Origin of the sequence: Clostridium sp. UBA871 (assembly GCF_002295255.1) — a bacterium.
In the GTDB taxonomy this organism is placed as follows: domain Bacteria; phylum Bacillota; class Clostridia; order Clostridiales; family Clostridiaceae; genus Clostridium_J; species Clostridium_J sulfidigenes.
In genome coordinates this window covers 787816-801304 of sequence record NZ_DBFV01000003.1, presented here as the reverse complement: position 1 = coordinate 801304, position 13489 = coordinate 787816, and the positions used below count along the sequence as shown (strand labels likewise).

The following is a 13489-nucleotide window of genomic DNA, read 5'->3' as shown; positions in this document are numbered from 1 at the left end:
ATATCCAAGTTTTTTCCTTAAGAGACATATTACATTTTTTTCTCTAAATCAAATATAATATATTACTCTCGAAAAGGAAAGTAAATAAACAAGATTTTATCTTGTTTATTACTTTCTTTATAGATTTTACATTTATTTATCATTTAAAGCAACAATTCCTGGAAGTTCTTTTCCTTCTAAAAATTCTAAGGAAGCTCCGCCACCTGTTGAAATATGTGTCATTTTATCTCCTAGACCAAATATATTAACAGCCGCAGCACTATCCCCTCCACCAATTATTGTGATTCCATCACAATTAGCCATAGCTTCTCCTACTGCTATTGTTCCCTTATTAAAGTTTTCAAATTCAAAAACTCCCATTGGACCATTCCAAATAATAGTTTTAGATTTTGCTATCACTTCTGCATATAATTCTCTTGTTTTGGGTCCTATATCTAAAGCCATATATCCATCTTGAATATTTTCATCTTCTGTTATTACTGGATTTGCATTTTTATCGAATTCCGTAGCTACTACGTGGTCTATCGGTAAATATAATTTTACTCCTTTTTCTTTAGCCTTATCCATCATCTCTAGTGCATAATCAATTTTATCTTCTTCTACCCTTGATATACCCATTTTATAATCTTTAGCTTTCAGGAAAGTATATGCCATGGCTCCTCCTATAAGAAGATTGTCTACTTTCTCTAAAAGATTATTTATTACATTAATTTTATCTGATACTTTAGAGCCTCCTAAAATAGCAGTAAATGGTTTCTCAGCATTTTCTATAGCTTCTCCTAAAAACTTAAGCTCTTTCTGAATTAAATATCCGCAAACTGACTCTTTTACAAATCCAGTTACTCCTACTGTAGAACAATGTGCTCTATGTGCTGTTCCAAAAGCATCATTTACGAATAAATCACAAAGAGAAGCTAATTCCTTAGAATAATTTTCTTCATTTTTAGTTTCTTCTTTTCTAAATCTAGTATTTTGTAATAGTACTATATCTCCATCATTCATATCTAAAATAGCTGACTTTGCTTTATCTCCCACTACATTATCATCCGCTGCAAAAATTATCTTCTTATTTAATAGTTCACTTAATCTTGCTGCTACTGGTGATAGCGAAAGCTCTGGTTTAGGCTCCCCCTTTGGTTTTCCTAAATGTGAACATAATATAACCTTTGCATTATTGTTAACTAAGTACTCTATAGTAGGTATTGCTCCTAGAAGTCTATTTTCATCAGTAATTTTACCCTCTACTATAGGTACATTAAAATCACACCTTACTAAAACCTTTTTACCTTTCACATTGATGTCTTCTAATGATTTCTTGTTAAATGACATATTAAAATCTCCTTTTTTAAACTTATTGTAATAAAAATCTAGTTCAATCATAAATCATAGAACTAGATTTTTATTACATACCTATTTTAACACATTTTGAAGATTATAATCTATCTGCAACATATTTTGTTAAATCTGCTAGCCTATTTGAGTAACCCCACTCATTATCATACCAAGCTACTACTTTAACTAGATTATCTCCCATAACCATAGTTGATAATGCATCTACAATTGAAGATCTCTCATCACCTCTAAAGTCCATTGAAATTAATGGTTCCTCAGAGAAGCCTAAAATCCCATTAAGTTTTCCTTCTGCCGCTTCTCTTAAAGCCCCGTTAACCTCCTCTACGCTCACAGACTTACCAAGTTCACATACTAAATCAGTCATTGAAACTGTTGGTGTTGGAACCCTTACTGCCATACCATTTAATTTTCCTTTAAGCTGTGGTAAAACTAATGCGACCGCTTTTGCCGCTCCTGTAGTTGTTGGAATCATTGATTCTCCTGCAGCTCTAGCTCTTCTTAAATCTTTATGTGGAGCATCCAATATTTTTTGATCATTAGTATATGAGTGTATTGTAGTCATAAGCCCTTGTACTATACCAAACTTTTCATCTAAAACTTTTGCAAAAGGAGCTAAACAGTTAGTTGTACATGAAGCATTTGAAATAATATTATGATTTTTAGCATCATATTTATCTTCATTTACTCCCAGTACAATTGTTATATCTTCATTTTTTGCTGGTGCGGAAATTAACACCTTTTTAGCTCCAGCTTCTATATGAGTCTTTGCTTTTGTAGCATCTGTAAATAATCCTGTAGATTCTATTACAATATCTGCACCTTGAAGTCCCCATGGTATATTTTTAGGATCTCTTTCTGCAAATATTCTTATTTCCTTTTCATTAACTATAATTGAATTCTCAGTAGCTTCAACTGTTCCATTGAATTTTCCATAAAGGGTATCATACTTCAAAAGATGTGCTAGTGTCTCAGGATCTGTTAAATCATTAATTGCTACAACTTCTATGTCATTTCCATATTTATCTACCAAAACCTTAAATACATTTCTTCCAATTCTACCGAATCCATTAATTCCAACTTTAACCATTATAAAATACCTCCAACATTTAATTTAATAATTTTTATATTAAACTTAATTGATATAAACAGATTTTTAGGAGATTTAATCCTAAAAATCCTTATCTAGAGATACATTTCCTTATATACATATTGATTTTAAAACATAGAATCCTAAAAATCATAATATATTAATTTAAAAAACATATAAGTACTTTAATAAGTAACTCTAGGATAAAATCATTAAGTATTAACAACCAACTTTATTTAAAAATAGTTTTAAAATTTCTTTTGCCGTAGCTTCATCAGTAACTAATGTTGAATTTAATTTATCCATTTGTATAACCATGATAGCTTCTGCCTTTTCAACACCAGCTGCTACAGCTATTACATTAGGGATATTTTTAATTCTATCTTTAGTTATTCCAATTGAAGGCATAGAATATACAACCTCACCTTTGCTATTAAAATAATGTCCATAAGCTTCTCCTATAGCTCCTAATTCTAATATTCTTTCCTTTATGTCCTTACCTAGACTTCTCTTATCACACATATCTTTAGCCAGTCCTATACCATGGATAAGAATATTTGATTTCTCTATATGTTCAAAAGTTTCCTTAATATCTGATTCCTTAATCAACGCTTTAAAAGAATCACTACTTATGTTATCTGGAATATGTAACAATTCATAAGTAGCATCTAACTTATTTGCTAAAATCTCTACTAAGGTATTAGATTGTATTTCTGTTTCCTTTCCTATACCACCTCTTCCAGGTAAAACTTTTATATTTTTATATTTAGTCATTGGAAGGAAATTGTAAACTACCTCCTTAATTGTTCGTCCTCCTGTAAGGGATATTGTAATATCATCTTTAATAATACTTTTTAAATAATTACCCGCTACCCTACCAAGTTCAGTATATAATGAATTATCTTCTGTTACATTTCCGTTAATAACTATTACTTCTCTAACTTTAAGAATTTTCTTCAATTCCTCTTCTAAGTGATTTAACCCACTTAATTCCTTCATAAAAGCCTTAAGTCCAATAAAAACTTCATCACCTTCTTCAGTAATATACATACCAGAGGACTTAATATCAATTAATCCTTGAGTTTTCAATAGATTTGTTTCGCTTCTTACAACCCTTTCACTTAAATTCACTATGGTTGACAGCAGCCTTCTGCCTATGGGTTCTCTATACTTTATATTTTTTAATATGGTATATCGCATATCTAAAACTTCTAGCAATTCCGGCACTACTTTCTGTTGTAATTTCAATAACTTCTCCATCTTTCACCTCATTGACAAAATATGTCCCTATGGACACTATTTGTCCCATCAACATTCTAAACCTCTATTTATATTATATGCCAATATTCATTGTTTGTGAAGTACTTATGTTAATTTTAGTTTTATATAAGTTATATTTCTACATTCATCTACAATTTATACAAAAAAATAATTCCATATAAATCATAATAATAAATTAATGTTTCATATGGAATATCAAAATCTATATTAATCTTTTTCGTTGAGATGAGGATTTTATTCCTAACTCCTCTCGATATTTGGCTATAGTACGTCTAGATATATCTATGCCTTTTTCATTAACTAGTTTACATATAACTGAATCAGATAGTGGTTTTGACTTGTCTTCAGATTCTATTATATTCTTTATCATATCTTTTACACTAACAGATGATATATCTTGACTTAAAATGTTTACACTATTAGTAAATAAATCCTTTATTCTCTTAATTTCCCCTGTATGAAGAGCTACATATTTATCTCTAATAGCTCTACCAACCGTAGATTCATGCATATTTAGACTATTAGCTATATATTTAATAGTCATAGGTTTTATATAATTATTCCCCTTATCTAGATACTCCTCTTGATTTTTAACTATTTCCTCCATGACTTTACACAAAGTATTTTTTCTATTTTGTATACTTTTAATCAAAAACATAGCACTACTTATTTTGTCTTTTACATAATCTATAGCTTCCGAATCATTACTGCTATTAATTACATCTTTATATGTATTATTAATTATTAATTTAGGTAATAAATTATCATTCATTAAAACTACATATTCATCACTTATTTTTTTTACATAAACATCTGGAATCAAATATCCAATCTCTTCACCAGTAAAAAACCCCCTGGTAGGTTTAGGTTCCAATTTTTTTATTATATCTTCACATTCTTGAACTATTTTAGCCGAAACTCCAAGTTTTTTACCTATTAATTGATATTTTCCTTTTGATAACTCATATAAATAATTATTTATTACTTCCTCAACATAATTATTCATTATATTTTTCCTATGCAGTTGAAGTATTAAACATTCACTCAGTGACCTAGCACATATTCCAGGCGGTTCAAGTCCCTGAACTATATCTACACATCTCATCGCAGAATCCTTTGAAATACTCAGTTCTTCCATTAAATTATCTATAATCTTTTCATCTAAATATCCTCTATGATCAATATTATCTACAATATATCTACAAATACACTCATCTTGTCTATCTAAATTACTATGCATAACTTGTTCTCTTAAATAATCCTTAATAGTAGGCTTGCTACTTATAAAATTAAAAGGTGATACCAAATCATCTTCTTCATGTTTGTAGTATGATCTATCATTATAATTATCCATGGCCATGTCTCTAATTAATTCTCTATACTCTCTCAACTCATTATCAACTATTTCTTCTTTAGTTGTTTCTAAATTGTTTTCTACTTCCAAAACTACATTTTCTTGTAATTCCTTATCAATATGTTGTAAAAGTTCATAGGATGACATTTGTAATAACTTTATTGATTGTTGCATCTCCATTGTCATAATCAATTTTTGTTCCTGTGATAGCCTTAAATCAAAGCCTAAATTCATAAATATCCCTCCTACTCATATTAACTAATCATATCATAAATTATATGATATTTCTAACTAAATAGAGACAATCCATATTTCCCCGACAATAATTTATAAAAAGAGAGTTAGCCTATAACAAACTAACTCTCTAAACTATATTACAATTTAAATTAATTTAAATATTATCTACCATTCTTTTCATATGCTTCTCCTGAAGCAGCTGGAGCATTTGTTTTTCCTACAAAGCCAGCAAGTGCTAACATAGTTAATAGATATGGTATAATTGTAAACACTTCAGATGGTAATGACCATCCAAGCCCTTGGGCAAATATCTGGAATGATTCACCAAAGGCAAACAACAAACATGCTCCAAAGGAACCGATAGGTGTCCAGTTACCAAAGATTACAGCTGCTAAAGCAATGAATCCTCTACCTGCTATCATTCCTTCTCTATATATCGGTGTAACACCAATTGATAAAGCAGCTCCACCAAGACCAGCTAACATTCCTGATAATATTACACAAATGTATCTTACTAGGTATACATTTATTCCTAGTGTATCTGCAGCTTTTGGATGTTCTCCTACAGATCTAATTCTAAGTCCAATAGAAGTTTTGTAAAGTACAAAATGGGCTACAAATACCAATACTATTGCCATTATTACAAACCAGTTTAACCCAGATAAAATATCACCAATAATAGGAATATTCACAATGAATTCTGGTAAGTTGTAAGGAAGAAGGGTTACCAAGTCTGTTTGACCTCCCTTTCCATTGAATAATATATATATCAAGAAACTAGCTAGAGCTGTAGCAAACAAGTTAATAGCTGTACCAGAAATAACCTGGTCTGATTTTAAGTGGATACTAAGAACTGCATGAATTAATGCAAGTAATCCACCCGATACTAAAGCAAACACTATTCCTACTACAGGACTACCTGTTATATATGTTCCATATACAGCAAAAAATGCTCCTATGGTCATCATACCTTCAAGACCTATATTTACTACTCCTGAACGCTCAGAAAACACTCCTCCTAAGGATGTGAAAATAAGAGGTGTAGCTATTCTTAAAGTAGCTGTTATTAATGAAATGATACTAACAACAATTATATTATCCATTCATTATCTCCCCTTTCTTTTTCTTATTTCCAAAGTAAGTCACAATGTAATCTGTTGCTACAAATATAATAATTACTGATTGAATTAAAAATACTATTTCTTTTGGTATTCCACTAATTTGAAGAGCTCTTGAACTACTATTTAAAGCTCCGAACAATATGGCTGATAAAATACATGCTACTGGATTTTTCTTAGCTAACAGTGCTACTGCTATACCATCAAACCCATAGCTAGGAACCACCATAAAATCTTGAATTAAATGTTTCACACCAGCTACATGTGTAGCTCCACCAAGTCCAGCTATAGCTCCTGATAAAACCATAGCTAAAACTGCATTCTTAGCAACATTTACTCCACCATATTCTGCACCATGAGGATTTATACCAACGGCTCTTATCTCATATCCAATGGTAGTTTTCCATAATATAAACGCCATAATAATAGCTGTTATAATACCTATAAATAAACTTATATTAGCTGAACTTCCTTGAACAAATCTTGCAAGTTTTGCACTGTCTTCTATCATTGGAGTTGCTGATTTTCCATAAACTCCGAAAGAGGTTCTAAGTATAATATAGTTAGCTAAAGCTATAGAAATATAGTTCATCATAATTGTATTTATAACTTCATTAGTTCCAAACTTAGCCTTAAGAAATCCCGGTATTCCTCCCCAAATTCCTCCTGCAACTATACCACTTACAATTATTAATGGAATGTGTACTATAGGACTTAATCCTGGTATGGTTCCTACTATAGCAGCTGCAACCATACCTAATACAAATTGCCCACCTACACCAATATTAAATAGTCCACATCTAAAAGCTACAGCATTAGCTACACCTGTAAAAATCAAAGGTGTCACTTCTGCTAATGTAGTCATTGCATTTCTTGATGTTCCAAAGCTCCCCTTCCATATAACCGAAACTAAATCAGTTAATGCTGTAAAGTACTGAATTATTGAATATCCTTTTGCCCACATAACAAAAAATACTGATATAAACAAAGAAAGTATAACTGCTACTACAGGAAAGAGTATAGCTTTAATTGTATCCTTAACTTTACTACTCATTTTATTTCTCTTCCCCTTTCTTATCTAAGCTTCCACCAGCCATTAATATTCCTAGCTTTTGCTCATCTGCATCTTTTCTATCTAAAATATCTACTATTTCACCGTCATACATAACAGCAATTCTATCTGAAAGAGCTAAAATTTCGTCTAATTCTAAAGATACCAAAAGTACCGCTTTCCCTTTATCTCTCTCATCTACAAGTCTACTATGAATATATTCAATAGCACCTACATCTATACCTCTTGTAGGCTGAGCAGCAATTAATAATGTTGGGTCTTTAGAAATTTCTCTAGCTGCAATTAACTTTTGTTGGTTACCTCCAGATAAAGCAGATGCATTTACTTCATTACTAGGTGTTCTTACATCAAACTCTTCTATAAGTGTGTCACAATGTTTTTTGATAGCCTTATAGTCCATCATAATACCTTTATTAAATTCTTTGTTTTTATGAATTCCAAGAATAGAGTTTTCAAATAATGAATATTTTAGTATAAGTCCTCTTTTATGTCTATCTTCAGGAATATGTCCAATACCTGAGTCAATAATTTCTCTAGGAGATTTTCCATATAAATCTTTTCCATTTAATAATACTTTTCCATTGTGACCTTTTCTAAGACCTGTAAGTACTTCTAATAGTTCTGTTTGTCCATTCCCATCTACTCCTGCAATTCCTAAAATTTCGCCCCCATTAACAGTAAAGGAAACATTTTTCACAGCAGGAATACCTCTTTGATCATTGGCATATAGATTTTCAACCTTAAGAATTTCTCCTGTTAATTCAGATTCTCTTTTTTCTACCACTAAGTTTACCTTTCTTCCAACCATTAACTCTGCTAATTCATCAATACTAGTATCAGTAGTATTAACAATACCGGTAACCTTACCTCTTCTAATTATAGTAACTCTATCACTCATACTCATAACTTCTTTTAATTTATGAGTTATAAGAATGACAGATTTTCCTTCATTTTTTAAATTATCTAATATTTTGCCTAGTTCCTTAATTTCTTGTGGTGTTAGAACCGCTGTTGGTTCATCAAGAATTAGAATCTTTGCTCCTCTATAAAGAGCCTTAAGAATTTCCACCTTTTGCTGTTGTCCTACAGATATATCTTCAATAATAGCATTAGGATCTATAGAAAATCCATATTTATCTGATAATTCCTTTACATCTTTATATGATTTTTTTCTATCCATACATAATCCTTTATTGGGTTCACATCCAAGTACAATATTTTCAGCTACTGTAAAGTTGTGAACTAACATAAAGTGTTGGTGAACCATCCCTATTCCAAGCTTTATCGCTTCACTAGGATTGTTAATTTTAACCAAATTTCCATTAACATAAATATCACCTTTTTCTTGCTGATACAAGCCATAAAGTATATTCATTAAGGTAGTTTTTCCTGCACCATTTTCACCTAGCAATACGTGAGTTTCTCCTTGTAATAAATCAAAGTCTACACTGTCGTTTGCAATGGTACCAGGGAAAACTTTAGTTATACCTTTCATTTCAATTACTTTTTCCATTTCCCTTCCTCCTTATAATATTACCTACGTTTACATATTACATTAAAATACTTAACATTAGTTAAAATACGATATGCACTTTATAGAATCCATCTCCCATTATACCATAAAAATATTTCATTGAATATTATTTTTATTTTTCATACTATTTTACTTTCATAAAAATATACTATCAAAAGGTATAAAAAAAAGCTAGATGTAAAATCTAGCTTTTTATCTCTTTTTCATTGATTATTTAAAATCAATAACATCTTGTCTTGTAGCAGGCACTTTAATTTTACCTTCTTTAATTTGAGTTTCAAACTCTTCTGCTTTCTTAATTACATCAGCAGCAGTATTGTCTTTAGTTGTTGCAGACATTCCTACTCCACCTTCAGCAATTCCTAATTCAATATGCTTGGCTTTGAATGTTCCTTCAACAATTGATTTTGTTACATCATAAGTAGCATTATCAACTCTTTTCATCATCGAAGAAAGAATAACATCTTTAAATTCTGGAAGAGAAACTGCTTGATCTTTATCAACACCAATAGCCCAAACTTCTTTACCCGAATCTCTTAATTCTTTAGCAGCTTGGAACATCCCTGTACCAGCTCCTCCAGCTGCATGATATATTACATCACATCCAGCTCCGTATAGTGATATAGCTAACTCTTTACCTTTGTTTCCATCAGCAAAAGAATCTGCGTATTTAACTGTTATTCCTGGGTTCTTGCCATCTGCACTTATAAGTCCAGCAGCCGCTTCTGGATTAACAGCTTTAACTCCAGCTGCAAATCCTGTTTCAAACTTTTGTATTGTTTCAGTATCTTTTCCACCTATAAATCCAACTTTGTTAGTTTTAGTAGTTAAACCAGCTATAACTCCCATTAAAAAAGAACCCTCTTCTTCTTTAAATGTTACTGACATTACGTTATCAGCTTCAACTACAGAGTCTATGATACAAAGTTTTGAATCTTGGTTGTTTTTAGCTACATTAGCAACTGCATCATATAATTGATATCCAATTGCAAAAGTTAGATCAGAACCACCATCTATTAATGCTTGTAGGTTTGGTTCATAATCTTCTTTCTTTTGAGCTTCAACTGAAGTGTATTTAACTCCAAACTCTTCTACTGCTTTTTTAACTCCTTCATCAGCTGATTGGTTAAATGATTTGTCATTTAATCCACCTTCATCTGTTGAAAGACCTACTGATACTTCTGATTTAGGAGTATCTTTGCCTTCACTTGCTGTGCCTTTGTCATCGTTTCCGTTACCAGCGCAACCTACAAGTAGGGATGCAGTCATAGCAACCGTTGCCATAAGAGCAACTATTTTTTTCATTTTCATCTTAAACCCTCCTGAAATAAATAAGTAATATAAATATATAAAAATTTTTATTATAGTATGTATTATAACCTAATAAAAAATTTTTATCATGTAAATAAATATATTCAGTATTATTTAATTTCATATATTTATATGCTGAATATACCATAATTATCCGTAAAAATCAAATAAAATTGACTGTAAGACTACAGTCAATTTTATTTTTATTATCTATATTTTAAGATACAAACTCTGCATTCTTTAATACCTGTTGAGCTTTTTCACCGTCTTCATCAGCTACAAGTACTATTGGCCCAGTACAACCCATTCCACTCTCTGAGTATATACCCTCTTTCCAAAGCGCTTTACATGCATTTTCAAGCTCTAGTATATCTATACCTGCTATAGAGAAAGTTACTACCTTTTTAGGTGGCATTTTTACCTCTTCCTCTTCTTGAGATTTGTTAGCTTTTTTTGTAGTCTTATCTATAAATTCTTTTAATCCAGCTACATTAGCTGACTTAAACTCATCCCTAGCTATATCCAAAACCTTGTTTTCTGCACAAGTTGCACAGAATCTTAATGCTTCTGCAATAAGCGGTGCTCCTGAAGCTCTAGAAACTATATTAACTAACTTATCATAGTTTTCTCCAATTCCAGGACCATATCCAGCTCCTACAGTTTCATAATTCCCACCTGTAGTAAATGAAGAGAATATCTTAATTAAAAGATTTCCTGTTAATGAATCACAAACCATAACGTCCGGTGTTCCTGCTAAAAGGTCATTTCCTCTCATTACAGCTCCACCATCAGCTCTTAATGATTCAGTAAAGGATATGTCATATCCACCTTCTTGAGTTTCTCTTAGAATTCTTTCTACTTGTCTAGCACCATCAAGATTTAGTATTCCAACTTTTGGATTTTTAATACCACTAGCTTTAGCTACAGATATCCCAGATATAGCATTTTTAACCATACCCTCAACTCTATTTGTAGAAGTAGTTCCTGTAGTTGTAGCAATTATCATTTCTTTTCCTTTTCCAGGAGTCATTACTTTACCTACTGTAGAAACTCCTATTGGAAAATCAAAGTGTTGTGTAACACAACCATCTAATTCTCCACACTCTAACATAGATGTCATTTTTTTATGACCTTCCTCAGCTGATTCTACTTCTATTACTTCAAAATCAGCATCTACTTTAGGTCCAATTAAAACTATATCAAAATCGCCATATTTTACTTTTGCAAGTTCAGCAGCTTTAACCATCTCTTCGACTCCATGTTCAGAACCTAGTATAGTTAAACCTATTCTAACTTTTTTCTTGAATTGTCCGCTTTTTATTCCTGTTGCTATATCATTAAATACTTCAGCAATCATTGCTTTAGTAGCATTTTGACTCATTTCTACACCCCGTTTCTTTAATAACCTCTTATATTTAAAGAGATAAATTAGTAATTGTTAAGCTTCAGTAGGAGCAATTATCCTTCTGAGTTTTAAGGCTCTATTTATCAGAGTTCATTAAAAAGCTTGCAAAATCCTTCATGGCATCTGCTACCATTGATTTAACTTCTTCTTTACTAACACCTGACTCATTGTCTAGTTTTCCAGTATTCTTTTCAACTAGTATAGAAACTCCATCAAATAAGTTAGTCATTCTTCCTAAGAATAAACTTCCTTTTCCTACGATCATAAAGTTATTTAAAATGCCATCTTTTATGTGATCTATTCCATGTCCCACTATTGGCACTCCAGATGGTATATGTCCTTGAGTTGGAGCGTAACCTTGATATCCATGTTCTTTTATAAATCCTGGTAATTCTTTTCTATCTAATTGACCCTTCTTAACAGCTAAAGCACCAATCATTTTATAGTTTTGAGTTGGAACATCTCCAGCTCCTGCAGGTTCAGTTATATCTGGAGTTTGCATTTCTGGTGCATACTTATCTACATCTGTTACTTTTAATCCAGCTGCTGTTAATGGATCAAGTACTAATGCTTCAAGTACAGCTTGTGGAGAAGCACCATGGCCAATTGTATGTTTTCCAATTATGTCAGTTCTTAAAATTGGACTTACTCCATCATTTTCTGAAACAAGAATAGCAAATCCTCCTAAACAATCTTCAAGTACTGGTAATTCTTTTTTTATGTGATCCTTACCATTCATTCCAAGCTTCGCAGTAGCTCCACCTGCAATTACTAATACATTTTTAAATATTCCACTCTTAACAAGTGACGCTGCATTTATTAATGCATGAGTAGGTCCTGCACAGAATCCTCTCATATCTGAACCAGTAGCTCCAGAAAGACCTACAACTTCACCTATAGATTTAGCTACGTTTCCGCCGCCTCTTTGGTTCATATCTCCTATTGCTTCTTCTGAACATTCTATTATATACCCTATTTCTTCTACAGGAATATCTAAATTGTCAACTAGATGCATTCCAGCAAGTACTCCTGATGATTTAACTGCTAAATTTTCAAGCATATAGTGAGCTGAAAGGTTTGGATCAAACTCATGTGCTCTTCTTACACAACCAACAAGGTTTCCATCTACATATAATCCTTCTGCTCCAGCATTATTAACTAACTCTTCAATTTTAGCCATTTCATCCCCAGTAATTTTTCCTGCTTTTTCTTTTAGTAATGGATGATTAGCTAATTTTTCTTTTATAGTCTCAGCAAAAGACTCTTCTAATAAAACTAAGTCAAATACATCAGATATCTTCATTAATCCATAGAATTCATCTTGTGGCATTATTTCGCCGTATTTACCAAATCTATTAGCATTTTCTACATTCTTTCCAACCCATGGTCTTGGCATTTCGCCTAACTCTTCTGGTGTAATGTTTCCTATATAAGTTTGATTTGGTGCATAAGCTACAACATCCTCAAAACTTCTTAAATTATTTTTTATAGCCTTTAAATATTCTGAATCTGGATTTGTTTGTTTTTCTAATGTTTGTGTAGTTCCATTATGTATTACCATATCTGGAGTATTCACTAAAATATAAGATGCTTTCTTTATAACTGGAAAATTCATTTTTAATTCAACCTCCCTTAATAATGTGCGTTTATAATAATTTATTTTGTAATTTGCACAATCTATAATAAATAGGTACAAACTATTCATTGTACATTGTGCAAACTAGACATCTTCTTATT

Annotated in this window: 10 protein-coding genes; all 10 read right to left on the bottom strand. The window is 31.4% G+C overall.

Annotation, left to right across the window (positions count from 1 at the left end; genetic code table 11):
• Positions 1-132: 132 nt before the first annotated feature.
• On the bottom strand, positions 133-1329 hold the full coding sequence (locus B3086_RS05460; RefSeq protein WP_346892920.1) for a phosphoglycerate kinase: 1197 nt from the start codon (positions 1327-1329) through the stop codon (positions 133-135).
• Between the two features lie 103 nt (positions 1330-1432).
• A complete protein-coding gene (gap, locus tag B3086_RS05455; RefSeq protein WP_035132381.1) occupies positions 1433-2440 on the bottom strand; it encodes a type I glyceraldehyde-3-phosphate dehydrogenase in 1008 nt (335 codons plus the stop codon).
• Between the two features lie 219 nt (positions 2441-2659).
• Positions 2660-3700 (bottom strand): sugar-binding transcriptional regulator, encoded by a 1041-nt coding sequence (locus B3086_RS05450; protein ID WP_346848983.1) that lies wholly within the window; start codon positions 3698-3700, stop codon positions 2660-2662.
• Positions 3701-3923: 223 nt separating this feature from the next.
• Positions 3924-5309, bottom strand: a complete 1386-nt coding sequence (gene rpoN, locus B3086_RS05445; protein ID WP_346848982.1) for an RNA polymerase factor sigma-54 — start codon at positions 5307-5309, stop codon at positions 3924-3926.
• 164 nt (positions 5310-5473) lie between these two features.
• The gene (locus tag B3086_RS05440) at positions 5474-6415 is read right to left on the bottom strand and encodes an ABC transporter permease (protein WP_346848981.1); all 942 of its coding nucleotides are present in this window, start codon (positions 6413-6415) and stop codon (positions 5474-5476) included.
• The gene (locus tag B3086_RS05435) at positions 6408-7484 is read right to left on the bottom strand and encodes an ABC transporter permease (protein WP_346892918.1); all 1077 of its coding nucleotides are present in this window, start codon (positions 7482-7484) and stop codon (positions 6408-6410) included. The genes B3086_RS05440 and B3086_RS05435 overlap by 8 nt, the downstream gene beginning before the upstream one ends.
• 1 nt (position 7485) lies before the next feature.
• Positions 7486-9015 (bottom strand): ABC transporter ATP-binding protein, encoded by a 1530-nt coding sequence (locus B3086_RS05430; protein ID WP_346848979.1) that lies wholly within the window; start codon positions 9013-9015, stop codon positions 7486-7488.
• 231 nt (positions 9016-9246) lie between these two features.
• Complete coding sequence (locus B3086_RS05425) at positions 9247-10347, bottom strand: BMP family ABC transporter substrate-binding protein (protein ID WP_346848978.1); 1101 nt, start codon at positions 10345-10347, stop codon at positions 9247-9249.
• 217 nt (positions 10348-10564) lie between these two features.
• Positions 10565-11728, bottom strand: coding sequence for a glycine/sarcosine/betaine reductase complex component C subunit alpha (gene grdD / locus B3086_RS05420; protein WP_346848977.1), 1164 nt, complete (start codon positions 11726-11728; stop codon positions 10565-10567).
• A gap of 100 nt (positions 11729-11828) precedes the next feature.
• Positions 11829-13367, bottom strand: coding sequence for a glycine/sarcosine/betaine reductase complex component C subunit beta (grdC, locus tag B3086_RS05415; protein WP_346848976.1), 1539 nt, complete (start codon positions 13365-13367; stop codon positions 11829-11831).
• Between the last annotated feature and the right edge of the window lie 122 nt (positions 13368-13489).